General features: G+C 46.2%; 20 protein-coding genes. 1 reads left to right on the top strand and 19 read right to left on the bottom strand.

Annotation, left to right across the window (positions count from 1 at the left end; genetic code table 11):
* Positions 1–34 precede the first annotated feature (34 nt).
* The 18 genes from ABIN22_RS20635 to ABIN22_RS20550 form a co-directional block, all read right to left on the bottom strand.
* Entirely contained in the window at positions 35–559 is a 525-nt protein-coding gene (locus ABIN22_RS20635; protein WP_109730477.1) for a dCTP deaminase/dUTPase family protein, read from the bottom strand.
* 16 nt (positions 560–575) lie between these two features.
* On the bottom strand, positions 576–1,067 hold the full coding sequence (nrdG, locus tag ABIN22_RS20630) for an anaerobic ribonucleoside-triphosphate reductase activating protein (RefSeq protein ID WP_109730478.1): 492 nt from the start codon (positions 1,065–1,067) through the stop codon (positions 576–578).
* A 1-nt stretch (position 1,068) separates the two neighbouring features.
* Positions 1,069–3,189, bottom strand: a complete 2,121-nt coding sequence (gene nrdD / locus ABIN22_RS20625) for an anaerobic ribonucleoside-triphosphate reductase (protein WP_109730479.1) — start codon at positions 3,187–3,189, stop codon at positions 1,069–1,071.
* A gap of 239 nt (positions 3,190–3,428) precedes the next feature.
* On the bottom strand, positions 3,429–4,445 hold the full coding sequence (locus ABIN22_RS20620; protein WP_346910887.1) for an alpha-hydroxy-acid oxidizing protein: 1,017 nt from the start codon (positions 4,443–4,445) through the stop codon (positions 3,429–3,431).
* 87 nt (positions 4,446–4,532) lie between these two features.
* On the bottom strand, positions 4,533–5,570 hold the full coding sequence (locus ABIN22_RS20615) for an SIS domain-containing protein (protein ID WP_346910885.1): 1,038 nt from the start codon (positions 5,568–5,570) through the stop codon (positions 4,533–4,535).
* Positions 5,571–5,581: 11 nt separating this feature from the next.
* Positions 5,582–6,817, bottom strand: coding sequence for a response regulator (locus ABIN22_RS20610; protein ID WP_346910883.1), 1,236 nt, complete (start codon positions 6,815–6,817; stop codon positions 5,582–5,584).
* Complete coding sequence (locus ABIN22_RS20605) at positions 6,805–8,619, bottom strand: sensor histidine kinase (RefSeq protein ID WP_346910881.1); 1,815 nt, start codon at positions 8,617–8,619, stop codon at positions 6,805–6,807. Before ABIN22_RS20605 ends, ABIN22_RS20610 begins: the two co-directional genes overlap by 13 nt.
* A 49-nt stretch (positions 8,620–8,668) precedes the next feature.
* On the bottom strand, positions 8,669–9,988 hold the full coding sequence (gene melA, locus ABIN22_RS20600) for an alpha-galactosidase (protein WP_346910879.1): 1,320 nt from the start codon (positions 9,986–9,988) through the stop codon (positions 8,669–8,671).
* Between the two features lie 9 nt (positions 9,989–9,997).
* Positions 9,998–11,302: an alpha-L-fucosidase gene (locus ABIN22_RS20595; protein ID WP_416388292.1), complete on the bottom strand. Its 1,305-nt coding sequence runs from the start codon at positions 11,300–11,302 to the stop codon at positions 9,998–10,000.
* Positions 11,303–11,314: 12 nt separating this feature from the next.
* Positions 11,315–12,148, bottom strand: coding sequence for a carbohydrate ABC transporter permease (locus ABIN22_RS20590; RefSeq protein WP_109730486.1), 834 nt, complete (start codon positions 12,146–12,148; stop codon positions 11,315–11,317).
* Positions 12,149–12,161: 13 nt separating this feature from the next.
* Positions 12,162–13,091 carry a carbohydrate ABC transporter permease gene (locus ABIN22_RS20585; protein ID WP_346910876.1) on the bottom strand — a complete coding sequence of 310 codons (930 nt, stop codon included), beginning with the start codon at positions 13,089–13,091 and terminating at the stop codon, positions 12,162–12,164.
* 68 nt (positions 13,092–13,159) lie between these two features.
* Positions 13,160–14,515, bottom strand: coding sequence for an ABC transporter substrate-binding protein (locus ABIN22_RS20580; protein WP_346910874.1), 1,356 nt, complete (start codon positions 14,513–14,515; stop codon positions 13,160–13,162).
* Positions 14,516–14,710: 195 nt separating this feature from the next.
* Positions 14,711–16,057, bottom strand: coding sequence for an ABC transporter substrate-binding protein (locus tag ABIN22_RS20575; protein WP_346910872.1), 1,347 nt, complete (start codon positions 16,055–16,057; stop codon positions 14,711–14,713).
* A gap of 1 nt (position 16,058) precedes the next feature.
* Positions 16,059–17,243, bottom strand: coding sequence for an aminotransferase class I/II-fold pyridoxal phosphate-dependent enzyme (locus ABIN22_RS20570; RefSeq protein WP_346910870.1), 1,185 nt, complete (start codon positions 17,241–17,243; stop codon positions 16,059–16,061).
* A gap of 79 nt (positions 17,244–17,322) precedes the next feature.
* Complete coding sequence (locus ABIN22_RS20565; protein ID WP_181368615.1) at positions 17,323–17,490, bottom strand: hypothetical protein; 168 nt, start codon at positions 17,488–17,490, stop codon at positions 17,323–17,325.
* Positions 17,491–17,654: 164 nt separating this feature from the next.
* On the bottom strand, positions 17,655–18,593 hold the full coding sequence (locus ABIN22_RS20560; RefSeq protein ID WP_346910868.1) for a class II fructose-bisphosphate aldolase: 939 nt from the start codon (positions 18,591–18,593) through the stop codon (positions 17,655–17,657).
* Between the two features lie 29 nt (positions 18,594–18,622).
* Entirely contained in the window at positions 18,623–19,744 is a 1,122-nt protein-coding gene (locus ABIN22_RS20555; protein WP_346910866.1) for a carbohydrate kinase family protein, read from the bottom strand.
* A gap of 72 nt (positions 19,745–19,816) precedes the next feature.
* Entirely contained in the window at positions 19,817–20,851 is a 1,035-nt protein-coding gene (locus ABIN22_RS20550; RefSeq protein WP_346910864.1) for a TIM barrel protein, read from the bottom strand.
* Positions 20,852–21,058: 207 nt separating this feature from the next.
* On the opposite strand from ABIN22_RS20550, the gene ABIN22_RS20545 reads away from it, so the two are divergent.
* Positions 21,059–22,006 (top strand): helix-turn-helix domain-containing protein, encoded by a 948-nt coding sequence (locus tag ABIN22_RS20545; RefSeq protein WP_346910862.1) that lies wholly within the window; start codon positions 21,059–21,061, stop codon positions 22,004–22,006.
* Here ABIN22_RS20545 and ABIN22_RS20540 read toward each other — a convergent pair.
* Positions 21,973–22,857 carry a sugar phosphate isomerase/epimerase family protein gene (locus ABIN22_RS20540; protein ID WP_346910860.1) on the bottom strand — a complete coding sequence of 295 codons (885 nt, stop codon included), beginning with the start codon at positions 22,855–22,857 and terminating at the stop codon, positions 21,973–21,975. The two genes, ABIN22_RS20545 and ABIN22_RS20540, sit on opposite strands and share 34 nt — an antisense overlap.
* Between the last annotated feature and the right edge of the window lie 49 nt (positions 22,858–22,906).

Here is a 22,906-nt window from a genome sequence, read left to right as displayed (position 1 = left end):
TTTTTATACCTTTAACCAAATAGCAATATGGCTGCTAAGCCTGTCCTTTTACGGTCGTGCTGCCAAAACCGCCGTTTCTGGTTTCTGTGGCATCATCGTCTACTGTGATGCCGTATTCTGAAAAGATTCCCTGCATGAAGCCTTCGCCCCTGCCGATATCTACGGTCTTCTCTTCGTTCGTGTCATTCGTGATTTTTGAAAATATATGCCCTTCATTGTCCGAATAAAAATAGTCGCTGTCGATGATTCCGACTGTATTATTCAGCTGTAATCTGTACTTAAATCCAAGCCCGCTCCTCGGATAACATTTGAGGACCCAGTCAGGTTCCATCTCTGCACGGATACCGGTAGGCACCTTCACAGTCTGTCCCGGCTCCACAACGAGCCGTACCGGGGCATAAAAATCATAGCCTGCAGAACCTGCGGTCGCCCTCTTCGGAAGCTTTATTCCCTCGTATATTTCCTCCAGATCTGCCTCGTCCTCAAGTCCGAAGGTATCAATCCAGTCTTTTGTAAACTGTTCTAAGCTTACTTTATGAAATTTTGCTATTCTCTGCATGTGTCTTTCTCCTCTATCATGATTCGTGCAGGACGATCAGCCCTTTCTTCAGACTGTTCTGTACGTCAATTACTTTCTGGTTCTCGCTTCCTTTCCAATGAAGCTGGGTGTTCTTCTTCGTGACATCAAACTTTCCGTCAACAAGTACATCCAGATATGGGATGACAGGAAGATCTTTGATTTCATCCCACTCATAACCCGTATAAAGCCACTGTGTTTTCTGTGGGAATCTCTCCCGGACTTCTCTTGCAAGCGCAGTAATGCTCTCTCTGTTATTAATAAATAAAGGGTCTCCGCCGCTGTATGTGATTCCGCTGATATAATCCTTTTCAAGCTGTTCAAATAATTCCTTTTTAGCCTCCCCGTCAAATGGGATTCCCCCTTCAGGGTCCCATGTCACAGGGTTATGGCATTTTGTACATCCGTGGGAGCATCCTGCCACCCAGAGGACTACGCGCAGTCCATCCCCGTTGAGCATATCGTCTTTTGTTATATTATGGTACTGCATGTTACATACTTTTCCTTTCTGCAATTTCCGCCATTTTAGCATCGTTGAGTCTTGTATCGCCTTTTACTCTGGAATAAGACAGATAGCCGTTCATCCGGTCTATCTTCGTCAGGTTCGTGCTATTGCATACCGGGCAGACATCCATATCCAGTTCCTCGTGTCCGCAGTCGTCACAGTAGGACAGTGACAGGTTCACGCCCTCATAATATCCTTTTGCCATCGCCCTTCTGACCAGGGACTTTATGGCATCTGTATTGTAGCTGATCGGATACTTTACATACTGGATCTTTCCACCGTTGCTCAGATTCCAGAAACGTCCTTCCAGATCCTGTTTCTCGATCGGGGTAATATCCTCGCTGACATGGCAGTGGAAACTGTTGCTGACATACTCTCTGTCAGATACATTCTCTATGATTCCGTACTTTTTCCGGAACTGCTGTACCTGGACGCCGCACAGATTCTCTGCCGGCGTTCCGTAGATTGCATACAGGTGCCCGTCCTCGTTCTTAAACTCATTCACTTTTTCATTAATATAATTCAAAGTCTCTACTGCGAAAGCCCCGTCTTCTGCCAGAGACTTCTTGTTATGAAGCTGCTGCAGTTCATTCAGTGCCGTGATCCCGAAAGAAGCGGTTGCAGACTTCAGCAGTGGCTTAATCTTATCATATAAGCCGAGATGGCCGCCATAGAATCCGCCTTCACAGTATGCAAGCGGATTTGTGGATGCCTTCATCTCCCCGAGATAGTCATAGGTTCTCTGATGAAGCCTCCTGATCAGATTCATGTAGTAGTCCAGCACGTCATGGAACGGCCTGCTCTCCTGCTGTGCCTTCGCATAGATCATTGGAAGGTGCAGGCTGATTGCACCGATATTAAATCGTCCCACGAAGACAGGTGTGTCCTTTTCGTCTGCCGGCTCCATACCGCCCCTCTCATACCACGGTGAAAGGAATGCACGGCATCCCATCGGGCTTATGATTTTGCCATATTTCTTGTAAATACTTGGTACATATCCCTCCCCTGTCAGGCTGAGCCAGTCAGGATACATCGTTTTTCTGGAGCATTCTACTCCTGCTTCAAATACGTCCTCGAGCGGCTTGCCCGGTCCGTGCAGGTTTTCATCATATAAGAAAACAATCTTCGGGAACAGGACCGGCTTCTTATGGCCTTCCCTGCCCTGTCCTTTCCTGCGTACTTCCAGCATCTTGATTGTAGCAAGCTTGCCGTAAATGCTTGTACGTGTTCCGGCAGAAACTGTGATAAACGGATAGTCGCCACGGCTGGAAGATACGGAGTTGAACTTATACTCCCATCCCTGGAAGCCCTGCTCCATCTCTTTTTCCAGATCCGACCATGCAACCTTTTGTACCGTTTCCTCAGGAAGTCCTAAGCCCCTGTATTTTTCTATCAGATTCTTGTGGGACTTTTCTGCATAAGGTTCCAGAATCTCATCCACACTCGGAACCGTGAACCCGCCATACTGCTGGCTTGCCGCACTCAGCACTATATCACCAATTACATCAAACGCAGTATCCAGCGTCTTCGGTTCGTTATACCAGAGGTTCCCCATCTCGAAGCCGCCGTTCAGAACGCTCTTTACATCGAACAGACAGCAGTTCATCGTATCCCTTCTTGCTGACATGTCATGAATATAGATGTAGCCTTCGCGGATTGCCTGAATCTCCTCCACTGTCAGGAAAAATTTCTTATATAATTCTTTGTTGAGTTCATTAAAAATCAGACTTCGCTTCGTGGACACAAGGGCACTGTCGGTATTGCTGTTTTCCTTGTCCCCGATGTACATGATGGACTGGCTCTTCTTATATACTTCATCGAGCATCTGGACGAAGTCCTGCTTATAGTTCCTGTAGTCCCGATAACTTTTTGCGACGATCGGGTTCACCTTCTCGAGGGCGCCCTCCACGACATTGTGCATTTCAGCGATTGGGATATCATTGATATGCATAGAGCCCACTTTATCTTCCACGAACTGGCAGATATAGTCCAGCTCCTCATCCGTAAACTTTATCAAAGCACGGTAGGCGGACTTATTCACCGCCACTACCACTTTCTGTACATTGAAATCCTCTTTTGTCCCATCTTTTTTTACCACGTGCATCATACAGTAATTTCTCCCTTCAAATGTGATCGTATTCTATATTTAGTATGTATTTATCCCACAACAAACTATATCATGTATCAATACTGTAAATAGTACCACCACTTTACATGAAGAGTCAATACAAAATCTTTCACAAAAAAGGAAGAAGGAATGAGGCGAAATTTTGGCGAAAAAATAGGGTGACATTTTGTGTCATTTTATGCTTTGCAGGGTTGGCGCACCATCAGGCCCATTCCCCCTTATTTCCAGATCATATCCTTCTGTATCTCATCCAGTGAAAACGCCCCGCACATCGCCATTGTGTCTTTCAGTTCTGCCTGAATCTTCTGTACATATGCTGCAACGCCTTCTTCCTGGCCGCCGTAAACAGCTGTCACAAACGGACGTGCAATCAGTACCGCATCTGCTCCAAGTGCCAGTGCCTTGAAGACATCGGTTCCCGTACGGATGCCTCCGTCAACGAAAACCTTCATATCGCTGCCCACTGCTTTGACGATAGATGGAAGAACTTCAGCCGTAGACGGGCACTGGTCCAGAACGCGTCCGCCGTGATTCGATACGACAATCCCCTGTACTCCGGCTTCTTTTGCTTTCAGGGCGCCCTTCGGAGTCATAATTCCTTTTAAAATAAACGGAATCTCCGCCATTTTTACGATCTCTTTTAATTCTTCCACAGACTTGCTGCCTGCCGGAGGGTTCAGATTCTGCAGAAACGGGAGGCCTGCCGCATCAATATCCATTGCCACTGCAAAAGCCCCTGATTTCTTTACCAGCTCCATCTTTTCCCTGATTGTTCCAAGATCCCAGGGTTTCACTGTCGGAATGCCCATTCCGTCAAAATTGCTGATCGCCTTTGTGGCTTCAATCATAACCTGATAGTTTTTGCCATCCCCTGTGAAGGCTGCAATACCATTCTGTGCACAGGAAGACACAAGAATGTCATTATACTCCTGGTCTGTATATTTGTCACCATAATGTAACTTTACGGCTCCGACTGGTCCCGCAAAGAACGGGCTGCTGAATTTTTTACCGAAAAGTGTAATTTCTGTATTAACCGGCTTCTGCTCACAGATCGTATCCATGTTGATGCGTACTTCCTGCCACTTTGTATAGTTCCTGACAGCCAGGTCGCCGGCACCTTTTGCGCCGGGTCCGGGCATCGTATTCTTACAGACAGCGCCGTTACAGACATTACACGCCTTGCAGTATGGTCCGATACATGTTCTTGCATTCTTGATTACTTCACTGTATTCCATCTTATTACCCTCTCATTCTTTCGTATTATCTTTTGACAGTATAGCACCTCCGAAGTAATTCAGCAAGATCCTTCACCTGGCCGCAAATCAAAGGGTAATAAACGCATCCAGCCCGGCCGGGGCGTCCGGGTTTCTTCCAAGCAGCAGTGATTTTTCATATGCCAGCATCTGTATCATACCAATGAGCGGGATCCCCCATGCTTCGAACCTGCCTGTCCCGTCCACACAGATATGTGCGTCAGCCCCATATTGGTTTTCTGTTTCAGCAGATACCGTAATAAGAATGCCATTATGGCTTTTCAGATCTTCCACCATCGCAGACTGCAGCCTCTCCGCCCCCGGGTTCAGGACTGCAATGGTCAGTGTCTTTTCATCGCTGAGCACGATCGGGCCATGACGGTAATCCAACAGGTTAAACTGCCTGCCCGGCAGCATGGATATCTCTGTGAAAGCCAGAGCCCCCTCCTCCGCAATGCCGTTGAGTGCACTGTCTGCCAGAATCACTGCATTGTCCCAGTTCTTTTCAGCTATGGATTTCAAAGCAGGCCGGTAAGCCTCACGAAATGCCTGATTCTGTTCTGACGCCGCCCTGCCTGAGGCCACCAGATCATCATCCCCGCTGTATATGGCTGCCAGCATGAGCAGGGATAAATAGAGATTGGTTACTGTACGGGTCTGGCATACACTTTTGTCATAACACCAGTCCAGAGTCAGATTGAAATCAGAATAGGGCATGATATCATTGTTGTCTTTCATGGATATGGAAATGACCGGATTGCCATAATATTCTTTTATATGTTTCACATCTCTTACAATCTCACTCGTCTGCCCTGAGCGGGAAAGTGTGATGATGATGCTGTCTTTTATCGTTTCTCCATAATATACGGAATTGATCAGATAATCCCCTCCAGATATGGCAGCTGCCGCAGTATCCGGGCATGCCGCAAACATACGCTGTCCCGATTTAGCCAGCATGTAGCTGGAACCGCTGCCAAGGAATACGAATTTCCTATGATTTGCCGTGCTGAAGAATCCACGGATTTTTTCCTGCATTCCGCTGAGATAGGCATAAGTCTTTTCTAAGGCAATATGCTGTGTCATAATTTCCTGTTCTGTTAAATACATGTCTGTTCCTCCTAGTGACATTCTTTATATTCTTTTGGTGACATTCCAGTATATTTTTTAAAAAATCTTGAAAAATAGGTAATGTTTTCAAATCCGAGCGCATCGGCGATTTCATAAATTTTCATGTCTGTTGTATCCAGATAGTTTTTTGCCTTCCCAAGCCTCTTCTGGTTCATACTCTGTATGACTGTGGCCCCGGTAATCTCCTTGAATACCCGGCTTAAATAGCTGGCGCTTGTGCCCACTGCCCTCGCAATATCCGAAACAGTAATCCCTTCCTGATAATGTTCCTCTATATAGCTTAGACATGCCTTAACAAGAGCCTGTCTGGTATCCGGATTGACCGCATCCATTGCCTTTTCGTCCAGCTTATCCGTATAGAATACCATTTTTTCGCTGTCCTCACAGGCACTGTGCTTAAGTGCCGCTGACGCCTGCGCATAAGCTTCTGGCAGCATCTCAATCTCGGTTTGGAGCCCGCTGGTCCCGATATAAGAATACAGCTCCATAAAATTATCCGTCATATCCATGATTTCTGCACAAGTGATCTTCAGCCATTCTTCCGTGTGTGCCCCTGTGCACCGGACGACTGCACAATACAGGTCTTTTCTTAAAAATACACCCTGAATCAGGTCTTTTCCAAAGGCCATCGCGAAAAAGTTACAAAGTCCGTCCTGAATCCGCAGGCTCCTTTTCTGGTCCAGCCCTTTTTCCAACAAAAACTGAAATAACAGAACTCTGTAGGTATCAAGCTCCAATCCCAGCGCCCGGGACCTTTTCGGGATATCCTCATAGATACTTCCGTCAAAGACACCTTTGAAAAAATTCTCCTCCTTTGCCTTTCTGGCCTCAGGGTCTTCTGCCGACCTGGCTTCCTTTAACAGAGCCTTGCAGTTTTCTACTGCCTGAATCAGCCCTTCAAATGCACCGGTCTTTGTTACATATTCAACTACATTATATTTAATGGCCGACTGTGCATACGAAAAATCGGCGAATGCAGTCAGTATGATGACTTTGACCGGGAGCTTATTCTCCCATATGTATTCTGCCAGAGCTATTCCGTCTTTTCCCGGCATCTGAATATCCGTTACGAGAATATCGGGAGCCATCTCCCCAAGATGCTCCATAACATCATTTCCATTCGCTGCCGTATACACGACCTGGCAGTCCAGATCTTCCCATTTTATCAGTGACTGCAGTGCTTTCCGCATAATTGGTTCATCGTCCGCCAGCATTACTCTGTACATGGTGACTCCCTCCTGTCCTGACCGTCATCGAAAGGAATGCAGATGCTTACCCTCGTGCCCTCTCCCGGTTTCGAGTAAATTTTGATTCCGTATTCCTCTCCATACATGAGTCTTATGATGTGGTGGGCATTGTTCAGCCCCACATGGTTATGGCTTTTACTTTCACCTTCCTGGGAAATGGGAAGGGGGATAATTCCCTCGCTTTCAAATCCGATTCCATTATCTGTTGTATCGATATACAGCGATTCATCTTCTGCATATATATGTACCTCTACTTTCCCGTTTTCTGTTTTCGGCTCGATCCCATGCACTACCGCATTCTCAACGATGAGCTGGATGCAGAGCTTCGGGATGTACAGTTCGGCCAGTGTGGGATCTTCTACCTTTATTTCATACTCCAGCCGGTCTCCATACCGGTAGCTCTGCAGATACAGGTAATAATTGACGTATTCCAGTTCCTGCCGGATCTGGACTTTTTCAGAACTGTTCCTGTAGATTTTTGCCTGAATCAGCTGGCTGAAGGAACTGATCATCTTATATACATCCGTGTTACCGTCCATCTGCGCCTGCAGTGCAATGGTATTCAGTACATTAAACATGAAATGGGGATTCATCTGCGTCTGCAGGAATTTCATTTCCATATCCTTGATTGAAAGCTGTTTCTCATATACCTGTTTCACCAGATGGTCAATATATGCCGTCATATCATTGAATACCTGGCTGATCTCATGGAACTCTTCACTTCCATAGTCTGGCAGTTTTGCCTCAAACTTTCCTTCCTTTACTTCAAGAAGCTTATCTGTCACTTCTTTAAGCGGCCTTGTCATCCGGTAAATCATATAAACGAAGATCAGACAAGCCGCCCCTGTAATCAGTGCAATCACTATGACATATACTTTGACAGAATTATACATCAGAATCAAAGACTGATTTTCCGGTATCCCTAAAACGACCTGCAGGTTTAGTCCCAGTTCTTTTTTGAAGATGCGGTATGAACTGCCGCCAGCCTTTGCTTTATATGGTTCTGTTTTGAAGGTATATAAAATAGTCTCCTTTTCCTTTAAAATGGCATCCGCGTCCTTACCATAGACATAGTTTCCTTCCGTATCAAAAAACGCCCAGAAGGAATTTTCATACTTGCCCATATCCTGCATAATATATTCAATTGCCGACTGGTCCAACTGAAACAGGATGCTTCCCTGCCGCTCCATCCCATCATCATAAACGGGAAATGCAAGGAAAATACTGTCCTCCCCCTCCGGGTAATAGCCGTAATGGTTCCCTTTCCTGATATCCTGCAGATACTGCCTGTATATCCCTTCAAACGTCTTGTCACTTCCGGCAATTTCTGCATACATCATCGCATAATAGCTGCTGCTTAGATGCTGTCCCTCCTGATCAAAGAGATATACCTGCCTGATCAGCGGTGGAACACCGGCCCCGAGACTGGACTGAGAGCTGATGGAAACCTGTTTGTCAAATTCGGCCCTGATCTGCCTTACATACTCTTCATCCTCTTCAGTTCTGCTTTCTCCTGTGTTTTCAAGATAATCCATCAGAAGTGTTGAACCGCGCAGCCTTGTGATTGTATCCCCGCAGTAACTCAGCTTTGACTCCATCGTTTCTGATATGGCCGACAGGAAGAAATTAATGTCAGAATGGATGTAATCTCCTACGATGATGCTGACAGATGCGACGAAAATGACACCGCACAAAATGAGTGAGATGAGTGTGACCGTCAGATTGTACTGTATCATTTTCCTGCGAAGAGAATACCTCTTCTTTCCCTTGTTATCTTCCATATTGTTCCGCCCCTTAAGAAGTCATTTTATACTATGATACCATAAAATGCTATGCTTTCGGGAACTGGGGGAGATATTCCCGGTTTGCCTCGAACATTTCGTCTGTCATACGCTGGATTTCTTCCATACTCAGTACAGCCGCCGTCAGTGGATCGAACAGGATACTGTGGAAGATGGCACGCCGGTCTCTCTCAATACAGCCCTTTACTGCCAGTTCTTCACATCTGGCGGCAGTATTAACCATAACCGCAAGCTGGTCAGGCAATTTTCCAACCGGATGCACTTGAAGCCCGTTTGGGTCTGCCGTCACCGGCACTTCTACGCAGCATCCCTGCGGCAGATTTTCAAGATAGCCTTCATTTCTTATATTCCCATTAAATTCGAACGGCGTCCCGTCACCGAAAAGTGCGTTGAAGATACATGCCGCATACTCCTGTCCCCGCTTCAGGTCAGGCTCGGCTCCATCCAGCCATTTTTCGATATCCTGCCTCCATTCATCCTGCCTGCGGAAGTATTCCTTCAGGATGTAGGCATGCTCCCCCGGATTCCAGCCTGTGGAATGGGTACAGTATTTCTCAATCAAATCCGGACGCTTCCTGAACCAGGGGTAGTATTCTGAGTTGTGTCCGGAACTTTCCGTCGGATAGTAATCCAGATGCCGGAACAGCTCGTTGCGTACCAGTTCTTCCTCCCAGACTTCTTTTCGTTCCATCTCCTGTCTGATCAGTGGGTACGCATCCTCTCCCTTCCATTTATATTCCAGATAGAACGCCATGTGGTTAATACCTGCACACAGGTATTCGATGTCCTGCATGTCAGCCCCGATCCAGCCGGCCAGCATCGCTGCCGTATGCTGGACACTGTGGCACAGGCCGGTAATCTTTAAATTAGTCATTTCCTGAAGGTACCGGCAGTTCAGGGCCATTGGGTTCGTATAATTAAGTACATAGGCATCCGGGCAGACAGCCTCGATATCACGGCAGATATCGAGCAGGACCGGGGCGCTGCGCAGGAACCGGAAAATGCCCGCCGGTCCTCTAGTGTCCCCGACGCAGATATCCACGCCATATTTCCCGGGGATCTCGATATCTGTCCTGAAAATGTCCGGTCCCGCCGTCAGCACTGTTATGATCACCCCGTCAGCACCCTCCAGCGCCTTTTTCCTGTCCGTTGTCGCCTCAATTACAGCCGGATAATTACCTGCCGCCTTGATTTTCCTGCATGCTTTCTCAATATAGGAAAGCCGTTCCACGCTGATATCCATCAGGCAGAGATGAGCATCCGCGAAGGCCTCATAGGTCAGAATGTCCCGAACAAGCTCTCGTGTGAAGTCAAAGCTTCCTGCACCGATAAATGTAATTTTTTTCATATTCCGTATTTACTCCTTTAATATAAGTTCGATGACCTCGTCCGTCTTTTCATCCACTGTAAATGAAAAGCATTCCGGGGTACTGTAGTTCATAAATTCACAATCCGGGAACTCTTTTGCCACCCAAGGGGTCAGCATAAGCATTTCAAAACCGTCAGAGAGCCTCCTCGCACGTTTCACCTTCCCCTTGACTCCCGGAAGGGCGACTGCCCCGATACTCTCTTCCGTTATGTGGGCATAAAGTCTGTTCCCATTCTGGGTATAACGTCCCCACTCCGGTTTTTCGAAGGCAGACATACCGCAACCGTAGATGCTTTCTGCATTTTTTTCCATCCATGCACCGACCTGTTCCAGTATCCCGGCCTGTTTTTCCGGAATCTCGCCTTTTGCATTTGGCGAGACATTTACAATCATATTTCCGTTCTTGCTCGTGCATTCTACCAGTTTCTTAATGATCTGGGAAGCCGACTTATAATGCTTATCATTCGGCGCATACCCCCAGTTATTATTCAGTGTAAAACAGGCCTCCCAGGGGATTACCCTGCCCGAAGGGGTACGCAGTCCACAGGGCGGGATAATCATCTCGGGACATGCAAAATCTCCCGAATAGAGGTCCGGTTCATCACTCATGACAGACCCATAATCCTCCCCATTCGCCTCCAGCCTGCCGTTTACAATAATTTCCGGCTGCAGGGAGCGCACCATGTGCAGAAGTTCCTCCCCTCTCCAGTCACTCCCTTTGTGCCCTTCATAGGAAAAATCAAACCAGAGCAGGTCGATCTTCCCATACATCGTCAGAAGTTCCCTGACCTGGCCGTGCATGTAGTCCAGATATTTACTGAAGTCATGGGATTTTCCTTTATACTGCAGGTGGTTCCTGTCGGGATGGTACATGTCACCATAGGCCGGATAATCCGGATGGTGCCAGTCCAGAAGGGAATAATAAAAACCTATTTTAAGCCCTTCTGCCCGGAATGCATCGACAAACTCTCTGACAAGATCCCTTCCACATGCCGTATTCGTAGATTTAAAATCTGTAAGCCGGCTGTCCCACAGGCAGAATCCCTCATGGTGCTTTGTTGTCAGTACTGCATATTTCATGCCGGCCCTCTTTGCGAGCCGCGCCCACTCAGCCGCATCATACCTGCTTGGATTCCACTCATCAAAATAGCAGGTATATTGATCCTGTGGTATTTCCTCATCGCTCTGTACCCATTCCCCCCTTCCGGGTATCGCATACAGGCCCCAGTGTATAAACATCCCGAACCTGTCATGCATAAACCATTTTGTCCGTTCTTCTCTTTCTTCCATAATTCCCATTTCGACCTAGCCTTTCACTGCCCCCGCTGTCAGAGATTTTACAAAGGTCTCGGAAAGCAGGCAGAATATAATGATAGTTGGTACGACCGCCACAATAATTGCAGAAAACATACCGTTCAGATTTTTAGAGTACGCCGTCGTAAACTGCCCGAGCAGCGCCGGAAGTGTCATATTCTCCTTGCTCTTCAGCAGAATCGATGCAAAATAAAATTCATTCCAGTTATTTAAAAATGCCATGATTGCCGCTGTGGATATGCCGGGCTTTGCAATCGGGACGATAATCCTGAAAAATGTGCCCGCATATCCGCACCCATCCATCTTAGCAGCCTCTTCCATCTCCTTTGGGATGCTCAGGAAATAGCTGCGGAGAATGAAATAAGTGACCGCGATCCCGAGTCCCGAATAGATGAAGATCAGCCCCGTTTTTGTATCCTTCAGTCCGAGTTTCCCAAGGAACTGATAGATCGGGAAACTGATGGAGATTGACGGGATGAACAGGGTTGTGGTAAACATCAGAGTCACAATGCCCTTCAGCCTGAACTCGATTCTGGCCGATACATATGCGGACATTGCAACGATCAGAACACTGATAAATGTGGATATGATTGTTACGACAAAGCTGTTAAAAAAATAAGTCTGTATGTGCAGCTTCGTAAATATCGTGATATATCCGTCAAACACCCATTCCGAAGGGAGTGAGAGTCCTCCCGGATTTTTCTTGAAGGAAGAAAGAAATACCCACAGAATCGGATATACTGATATAAACAGAACAAATATCATCACGAAATACTGACCAATCCGGGATGGAAGTTTTTTCTTACTGGTTCCTGTCTTTTTCATATAGACTCTCCTCCTATTCCGACTGATTTGTCCGGAATGCTTTATTAATCATCCCGACAAGCAAAAGCCCCAGCAGGAACTGTATAACACCTGCCGTATTGCCTCTGGCAAAGTTCAGCTTTGTACTTCCCAGCGCGGTCTTATAAATATAATAGCTCAGACTATATGTAGCATTATCGGGCCCGCCCTGTGTAATCAATGCAATTTCGTTGTAAAGCAGCAGGCCATAATTGGCTGCCATGACCGAAACCGTCCCGATCATCGGCCGCATCAGGGGCAGTGTAATCTTCAGATTTGTCTGGAGCGTGCTGGCACCGTCTACTTTGGCTGCTTCATAGATGCTGGAATCTATGGAGAATATCTGCGTGATCAAAAGCAGGCAGGAAGAACCCCCGAATAAAATAAACGCAAACGTGACACCCCAGAATGCATAGGTTTCATTCGCCAGCACACTGACATTGGAACCGGGCGAAAACCAGTTACAGATCTCCGTGATTATGCCGCGTGACGGGCTGTAAATATTTAAAAAGATCAAACCAATTGCTGCTGTGGATATAATATTCGGAATGATGAATGCATTCCTTGTGAACTTCCATCCTCTTGGTTTTCCCGAGAGTACAAGAGCCACCAGAACTGTGAATGGGATCTGGACCGCCATCGTCAGGACCACCCATTTAATTGAGTTGACCAGTGCTACCTGAAAGTTTCTGTCTATCGTGAACAGCTTAATATAATTGTCAAACAAATGCCCCCATCCTAGAAATTCCGGATGCAGGAAGTTCTTATAATTCCACTTTGTAAATGATGTGACAAAAATCTCAATCAGTGGATATGCATAAATTGCACAGAATAATATAATCCCCGGAAGCAGAAAAGCCAGGATGAACCCATTTTTCTTTGAGAAGATTTTTTTCTTTGTACGGTATGTATCTGATGCATTCATGATCCGCCCTCCTCTTTTAAAAAGGGGACCATCCAAGATCGTCCCCTCTGTTTATATTCTCTTTTTTCCTACTCTGCTGCCGCTAAAAAGTCATCCAGATCCTTGACCACATCATCTGCTGTCTTGGAACCATCTTTCAGTCCTGCATATTTGGACTGGATTTCTCCTTCCGCATCTCCGAATGTATTTCCCAGTCCCAGTGCCTTGTAATCTGCATTCTGGCAGAGCCTGCATGCTTCAACCAATAATTTTGCATCATCGGTTTCTACCTTTTCTGCAAGTGCATCGTAATCTACCTTTGTGCCCGGAGCCATTCCAATTCCTTTTTCAATGATTCTTGAAGCAATCTCAGGACTCGTCATATATTTAATAAATTCAATTGCCGCTTCGGTCTGCTTTTCATCAAGCTTTGAAGAAACTACATAACCGCATCCGCCTGATAAGAGTGCCGCTGTCTTACCTGATTCATCTGTCGGGAAAACTGCCGGCCTGATATTTTCTGCTCCGGCCTCACAATCGATGGTCCCGCCTGCATCCCATACGCCATTAAACAGCATCGCTGTTTTGCCCGCAAAGAAATCGGAGCGGTACGCTTCATCGTCATCTCCTCCGGGACCAAAGTTTGCAGCATCAATCTTCTGTAATGCTTTTTCCTGGATAAATGTGAGGGAATCTTTAAAGGATGCCTGATCAAAGCTTTCCACTGTCCTGCCGCCTTCATAAAACTCTCTGGAATCTGCACTCCTTTGATTGTAAGCAGCCAAAAGAATGTTCGTCGGCCAGCCTGCGTTTAAACCAAACGGGGTGATTTCTGCTGCCACCAGTTTATCAACTGCCGCATTGAAATCGTCCCATGTCTTCCAGTCGCCCGGGACCACCGCGCCGGCTTCCTTGAATAAGGCTTCATTATACCAGAAACCGACTCCTTCGATCTGTTCCCTTACGGAATAGATCTTTCCATCTTCTGTCAGGTTCTGGTCATAACAGACCCCGGCTCCTGCCTTAAAGTCTGCATCATCATCCAGATAAGGCTTCAGATCAAGAATCGCATCTGCTGACGAAGCCACCAGCGTAATGTCCCAGCCGCCAAAATCAACAATGTCATAGAATTCGCCCGCACTTAAATCGTTCAAAGCTGTATTATAGATTCCTTCTGCCCCGGATTCATCAGCTTTTATCACAAAGTTAAATTCATCCTTGTGCATTTCTGCAAATTCCTCGTAAATTTTTCTCATCTCTCCCGCTGCCGCCCATTCGGATTCATCGTGATAATAACCATGTGTGAACGTGATAGTCGGCAGTTCTGATCCCTTGTCCGCTGAGTCCTTAGCTGAATCTGAGGATGAATCCCCCTTTCCGCATCCGGTAAACAGGGCAGCTGTCATTGCTGTGCAGAGCAGAATACTCAATACCTTTCTCTTCATAAACTTTTTCCTCCTTTTTCGTGACTGTCATTGATGTCTTCATAATACCAGTACACGCAAGCCAAAAGAATAAACAAAGCGCTTGGTTTCCTGCACTTTTTCAACTAAAATGCAGAAGAGCATAAAAAAAGATGCACTTTTTTTACGGATTCCACTTCTAAAGCTTTCATCCGGTAAAAAAAGTGCATCTTTTTCTTAATAACTGCTGTTTATTTCCTTTTCGTTGCCTTTTTGAAGGCTGTCTAACTGTAAGATCAGGTCATTCAGTTCATCCTCATTTCCAGAGGCAGCTTTTAAGTGTCCAGCAATCAGGTTGAGGTGGCTGTTGGACCAAACAGAGCTGATCGTCTTAATCTGAATCTGGGCGTCGTGTGCAGTCTTTAGTGCATTGCCAAGCATGGGATACCCCTTTGCAATTACCTGATTATCTACATCTGGATTCGAGGGGGCCTGTCCGGTCTCCAATGCCAGACGGGTCTGCACACCGATTCCCAGCATATATTTCAGGAACCTGACCGAAGCTTCATTCTGCTTTTTATCGGGACTGTCATAAACCACATATCCGGAAGACGGGGAAATATAGGACAGGCTCTCTCCTGAGCGTGTCGGATAATCCGCACAAGCGATATCCTCCCGGTTCTTTGAATCCTGAAATATCTCGCTCTCCCAGACACCATTAAAATACATGGCGGTCTTCCCCTCTATAAAGTACTGCCTTGCATTATCGATGCTGTCTGTATCACTGGAGTATCTGTACAGGTTTGAAAAATCCTTTACCGTATTGCGGAATGCATCGTGATCAAATGTATCAGGGACCCCTCCCGCCATCTGGTACCCTTCCTCACTCTCTCCTGCAAGGCGTGCTAAAAACAGATTTTCCGCCACCTGGACATTTTCCAAAGCATAGACACCTTTCAGGGTTCCTGTTTTCTGGTTCCACTGCTCCAGCTTCTCACACGCCTCATAAAATTCATCCCATGTTACCGGCGGGGCTGCCTCCCCGCGTTCATCCACGATTCCGGCCTCTGTAAAGTACTGCTTGTTATACCAGTAACCCATGACCTCAAGGGCATCAGGCAGCGTGTAGATACTGCCGTCCTCATTCGTCCATACCTCCAGTACGGAAGGATGGATACTTGCTTTCAGCTCAGGGTCCTCTTCGATATAGGGGGCAAGATTAAGAGCCTTCCCCTGCTTCACCACATTTGATACATAATAAGACTGGCCGTTCGTGCTTACGATATTCGGCATTTCATCGAGTGCCAGCATATCATTTGCTTTTTCTACCGCAATTGTGCTGTCTGAAGACGGCTGGCTGTTTAAAACAATGTCCGGATTCTCTTCAGCAAACTCATCGTAAATCTCCTGCATCAGTACATGTGTCTTTACGGCACCGCCCCAGCCATGAATAAAGGTCAGTTCCGTAGGCGGGTTATTCTCCTGCCGGCTACAGGATGTCAGTGCCAGACAGACTGTGGAAAGAAGAAATACATTTATGAAGGAAATGGGCTTTCGTTTTATATGAAATCTCTTTTTCTCCATACTACAGCCTGTCCTTCTGAAATATATCTGATTCTTTTAACACCCGCAGCAGCTCTGCTATCTTCTCTTTATTTATGACAAGTGCCATCCGCACATATCCTTCTCCTTCACTCCCGAATGCACTTCCCGGCGTGACAATCAGTCCGGTCTTATCCATAAGCTCCATACAAAAAGAAAGCGATGTCTCATATCCTTCCGGGATTTTTGCCCACACAAACATCGTCCCCTGACTGTCCGGGACATTCCATCCGATCTGCCTTAAGCCGCCGCAAAGAGCCTTATTCCTCGCCGCATACTCCTGCCTCTGCGTCTCGATAAAGTCGTCCGGCCCCGTAAGTGCCGCGATGGCAGCATACTGTACCGGCAGAAAGATACCATAATCGATCTGTGACCGCAGTGCCTTAAACCTGCTGACGATCTCTCTGTTACCAACAACAAAAGATATTCTTGCCCCTGTCAGGTTATAGGATTTGGAAAGAGAATAGAATTCCACGCCAACCTCTCTTGCCCCATCAAAAGATAAAAAGGACCTTCCCTGTGTTCTTGTAAAAATGATATCCGAGTATGCATTGTCATGCAGAATGATAATATGATTCTTCTTTGCAAATAAAATGAGCTCCTCATAAAATTCGTCAGGCGCACAGACGCAAACCGGATTCAGCGGATAGGAAACAATCATATACTTCGACCTCTCCAGAACCTCCTCCGGTATATTCTTAAGATCCGGCAGATATCCGTTCTTTTCCTCAATCTTGTATGTCTCAATCCGTGCCCCGGCCATCACACCGCTCATCTCAAAGATCGGATATCCCGGATTCGGTACCAGAATCGTGTCTCCGGGGTTGCAGAAAACAAAGCCGATATGGGCCATCCCCTCCTGAGAACCGTAGACAGACATGATCTCATCTTTCTCCAGTTCAACCTGAAACCGCTTTTGATAGCGGTACCGGACGGCCTCGACCAGTTCCGGCAGATCATCCAGTGCATACTTATAATTATCCGGATTCCCACATGCCTCCTGCATAGCCCGCATAATATGTCCTGCGGGCTGAAAATCCGGCGTGCCTACAGACAGATTATAGACCGTGCGTCCCTGTGCCAGCAGTTCCTGCTTCTTCTGGTTCAAAGTGGAAAAAATGCCGGGCTGTATATCATTTACCTTGTCAGAAAACCGAAAACTCTCCATCTCAAAAATGCCTCCTCATGTGTGGATACTTCATATTGTTTATTATAGCATGGATGGAGTAGTCTTGTCATTTTCTACCTTATTCCGTCTTCTGGAATTTTGCGTCAAATCTAGTTTCCATTTCTTCGAGCCTGATGTTAAAATACTCTTCGGTCTCTTCCAAACGGCCTATGAACTTGTCTTCTGTCTTCGCCGCCCTTTCATCAATTAATCTTGCAATTGCCTGTAAATCCTGTTTCTGCAGCATGTATACCTCATCTCCACCTTTCTGAAATCTTTGTTTCCATGTGTCTGATTTCAGTATAAGAAAAGATGACGGTTATGACAAACAGGTTGTAACTGCTTGACAAGGTGTTATTAGTTCAGATATCCCGGTCCTGAATGGCGAACTGGTCGTACTGTTCCCGCTGGTTATATCAGACTTCTCTTTACTTCTTCAGCAACCAGTTTTACCAGACGTTCCACATCCGCTTTCCCGCCGAAGTATGTATCTCCCGCTTTTTTATCACTTCCGAACAGCTTCATCTTTTTCATTGTTTCCTGCTTTACCGCTTCCACAGCTGCGGGTATTAAATCGATAATTCCCTTGTTCATACTTGTGAACTTTTTAAACTCCGCCTCAACCGCAGCTATATTTATATCCGTAAAAATATTTACCTTGCGGATTCCTTCTGAAATAGCCTGCCTAAAATCAGAATCCGTCAGTCCGGATCCTCCATGCAGTACCAGTGGAACATCCACAGTCTTTGCAATGGTCCGGATTCGTTCAAAATCTAATTTCGGCGGCAGTTTGTATGCCCCGTGTGCGTTCCCCACCGCAATCGCCAATGCATCTACTTTGGTCTTCTCTACATAATCTTTTGCCATGTTCGGCTCTGTATAAAACTGCTTTGGGTCCGTCATATGTGAACTTTCCTCCGGAGATCCTTCATTATTCCCCACATGTCCGAGTTCACCCTCGATTGTGGCGCCATAGGAGTGGGCGATATCGGCCATTTCTCTAACTTTCCTTACATTCTCTTCATAGGAATCTGTAGAGCAGTCGTACATGATGGATGAAAAGCCTAGTTCCAGTGCTTTCAGGCAGGTTTCCTTATTCAGACCGTGGTCCAAATGGATCACAACCGGCACATTCGCCTTCTTTGCCATCGGAATCAGGTAATACGACACCTCCTCCAGTGGCCCGTAAGGGAACAGCACCTCGGCCGTGCCCATGATTACAGGGGAACCTATGCTTTCTGCCGCACTGATAATTCCTCTTGCCAGCTCCAGATTTACCGCATTAAATAATCCTACTGCATAATGATTCCTCTTCGCGGGAATCAATACTTCATTCAAGTTTACTAACATATTCTGCCTCCTTATATTTTAATAATCTATCATGCACTTTTACACCAGCCCGCATTTATTTTCTTTTCCAATTCTTCAAAAGACTTCAGCCCGCTCAGTGCATCATAAGCCGCCACGCAGGATGCACCGGTCGCCGCGGAAAACTGCAGGGTCTTCTCCAGTGGGTAGCCTTCCAGCATGGCAGTCAGAAACGCCGCAATGCTCGTATCTCCTGCGCCGGTCCCGGAAAGAACACGCTCTGGAACGTAGCTCTCCTCGAATCCCTCCCTGCCAGCCCAGTTGTTTGGATCCAGTCCGGCCCGGCTTCCTATATTCATCAGAGTCCGCCTGTCTGCTGTTTTGTAATACATTCCGGGTGCGCCGCATTTAATCAGAAGGACCTTTGCGCCAAATTCCATACATTGCTTTCCAAGGGGCATGATATCCTTCTCAATATTCAGCATTTCCGTAATATCCCTTCCTCCGGCCCGCTCCTGCCACTCTGTATATCGCTTCTTATCCAGCATATAGCAGAGTTCTTCCACACTGGGCACAAAAAAGTCCACATAAGGCATAACCCGCTCCAGAATCTTCTCCCAGTCAGCCGAGCCTGCTTCTGCATCCGGGTCTACGGCCGCCATATCAAGGGAAGTTGCTGCACCTGCAGCCTTTGCCCGCTTCATGATTTCCACCAGTTCCTCTCCGTCATGTTCATACATGGATTTCATCAATGGAGGATATCCGAAGTGAAACAATGCCGCTTCTTCCAGAGCTTTCTGTGGAATATCCGATGCCCGGAACGAATGGTTTGCCCCTGGATTATGCAGAAAGATGCGGTCAATCCCCGGAACCGCCAGAATGACAGAGTAGGATGTAGATTCCTGATCCGATAAAATCATCCCTTTTTCTGCATCATGCTGCCTCAGAATATTACAGACCATCTCACCAAATGCATCCGTTCCGATTTTTCCCATTAAAGTAACGTCTGCTCCGAGAATTTTCATTGCCAGTCCGGTATTGGCTACGGCCCCGCCTGTGTGCACATCCGCCTCCCCCATTTGTATCAGTCTTCCCGGAGAAAGAATCTCGCTCAGCCGGGATACCTTTTTATCAGGGAATACCGGTGTAATATCCAGACATATATGTCCGGCTGCGATTACTTTTTTCTTCATAACTGCCTCCTGTCTTTTTTCTGATATGGAAAACGGGAGACCTTCTGATCTCCCTGTTTTCCGCCTCAAAGCTTATTCGATTCCCATCAGAAGACTCATCACATACATTTCCAGTGCCTCAAAATCTCTGTTCTCAACACACTTTTTCTGGAAATCATAATCAAACTTATCCACTTTTTCTTCCAGAGCCTTGAAAATCTTCAGGCTGTTTTCCAGATGTTTGTAGCTGTCTTCATCCGTTGTCGTCCTCATTGCCTTTACATCAAGGCCGACATATTCTCCGTTCTCTCCATACCCGTTTTCCTTCAGGACCTTTACCTGATTGAATGCGGCACGCAGATTCTCCACCCCAAAAGATTTATCCTGGTCATAGCGGATTCCATTCTGGTCATTCAGGTGTACGGTCATCAGCTTCCCCATTGCCAGAGCAAATCCAATCTCATTGGCCGGGTCCAGTCCTGCCAGAATGGCATGTGCGCTCTCCAGATTGCCGCCTACACGTGATGGATCGATTGTTGCGGCTGAAACCGCCATGACATGCCCCATAGTTCCGCAGATGCTTCTGTCAATCGGTTCGTTTGGCTTCGGCTCAATACAAACACGGATCTTTGGATCATATTCCAGCATCTTGTTGATTGCCTCGACAAGCATCTTTGTAGCCCAGACTGGAGATTTTGATTCTGCGCAAAGCGTTCCCTCCCTCGCTAACCAGAGTACAACCATGTCACAGCCAAGTTCATTGGCAATATCAATTGAGCGGTAAGCTCTCCACGTTGCATACTCACGGTCTTCTGCAGATGTACTCATAAAACCGCCGTCCTGTGTGTGTTCATCCATCCAGAGGCGCGGTGCCACAAATTCTGCCTTAAGGTTATACTTGTCCAGTGTCTTTTTCAGTTCACGTGCTTTCTCTTTGATTTCCTCTTCCGTGTAGTCATTAATATTCGGCACTGCATCATCATCATGGAACTGAACTGCGGAAAATCCCAGTTCTGCAAACTTTTTGTACTTCTCCTCTGCAGGAATGTCCTTTCTTGTTGCTGGTCCGTAAGAATCTGCTCCTGTATGTACATTCCAGGGACCTGCTGAAAACTTAAATTCTGTCATAATAATCTTTTCCTTTCTTTCATAAAAATCGGCTGTCTCGGTATTCTCAGCACTTTTTTCCGGAACACCACACACCGTTTATCTGTTATGTCTTATTTATACCAGAAACAGCGGTCCAAAAAATGATAATGTTGCGATTATTTTTGTTGTTTATTGCTCTTGTGTGGTGTATCATCAAATCAAAACTATTTGGAGGAGAATGACGATATGGGTAAAAAAGAAGAGTTTGAAATTATACAGCATACAACCATGAACTATCTGGAAATCTTTCTGGTTGAAATGACTGCCCGCAGTCCACACGGACACGGCGATCTGGAAGTCGGCATCCTTCTGGAGGGGGATCTTACCCTTTTTACAGAGTTTAAGCAGCTTGAACTGCATGCAGGGGACATCTATATCATAAACAGGTATCAAATACATTCTTTCTTAAATAAGGGCGGGCAGAACCAGATACTGGCGTTTCAAATTCATCCTGACTTTTACCGCAGGATCGATTACCAGCTTGATCTACTTCGTCTGGATAACAGCATTATACGAAGCGGTGAGCTTCATAAGAGCCTGTACCAGACGCTCCTTTCCTGTGCCGCAATATATTTCTCTTCATCCGCGCATAATGCCATTAAGTGTTCCAGTCTGGTTCTGGACGCGCTTTACCAGCTGTTAACATATACGGATTATACAATTACGAGTGAACAGGAATCCGCCACCGCAAAGAACAACTCCAAACGGCTGAACCGGATTACAGACTACATCTCAGAACACTATCGGGAGCATATTTCTTTACAGGACATTGCCGGTCTGGAAAATATAACAACCTATCATGCTTCGCACTTCATCACGCAGATGCTTGGAATTTCTTTTCAGGAATATCTGAATAACATCCGGTTTGAGCATGCTTTCCAGCTGGTTGACAAATCGGATTTGCCGATCTTAGATATCTGCCTCGAGACAGGGTTTTCCAGCAGCCGTTATTTGAATCAGATGTTTATAAAAAAACTCGGATGCAGTGTAAAAGAATATAGGAAAAAGCAGGAAAAGCCGCACCTGATCGGTGCAGCTCTCCCTACTGATAATGTACAGAAACGGTATTCCTTGGAACAGGCAGCTTTTGCCCTGTCCCGTTATACCCTCTTTCCGAAACATTTTTCAAAATAAGCCACAGCATCTTTAATATTTCTGTAATGGTTATCCAAAGCGGTATATTCTATCACTGCATATCCCTGATACCCATTCTGTTCCATACAGTTTGCCAAAGTGCAGAAATCGACAATTCCCTGTCCATGTATCGCTCCCCGCATCTTCTTTCCACTGATGTCCATATCTCCCGGTTCCTCATCCGGTACATATGCCATATCCTTTAAATGAATATGGCATATTCGTTCTCTGAATGCTTCATAATAGGAAACAGGATTTTCATGCTTTATGAGCATATTTCCGCTGTCATAGGCCAGATACAGCTCCGGCACTGCATCCAGCAGCGCCCTGGTTTCATCGATACTGCATAAGGGAAGTGTCACTTCTGGTGTATCCTCTACACATACCCGGATTCCTTTTGTTTTGCCATATACTGCTATAGGTCTGATGTTCTCAGCCAATGCAGTCGCAAGTTCTTCCATACTATATCCAGAAATATCCTCCTGCACTGCAAGTGCAAGCATCACTATTTTTACCCCAAGGCTTTCTGCCTCGTCCACAGCTCTGCATGCTTTTTCAATTATATGCCCTGCCTCTTCTTTATTCACGGCGGCAAACGTATCAAAATGAACCATGCCCCCTGCTGTAAGATGATTCCCGGCAAGTATTTTCCGGACATAATCCTTTCCAAACAGTTCCAGTTCCAGAGTTGTTATCTCTACTGTATGGATACCTGCATCGGATACCGTCTTTAATATTTCTTTATACAGCTTCTTTAAATCCGCAATATCTGCCATACCATGTTCCCTGCTTAATGCCTGAAGAAGCATTGCAGTCGTCATAAAACTAAACTTTATTTTACTGCTGTTCATTCTTTTCCCCCTTATGTAATCTCTTCATTCATTTTAAAGACTCCAATAG

It is taken from the genome of Faecalicatena orotica (genome assembly GCF_905197545.1).
Taxonomy (GTDB): domain Bacteria; phylum Bacillota; class Clostridia; order Lachnospirales; family Lachnospiraceae; genus Faecalicatena_A; species Faecalicatena_A orotica.
The sequence above is the reverse complement of the archived record's forward strand: the minus strand, read 5'-3'. Positions and strand labels throughout refer to the sequence as shown.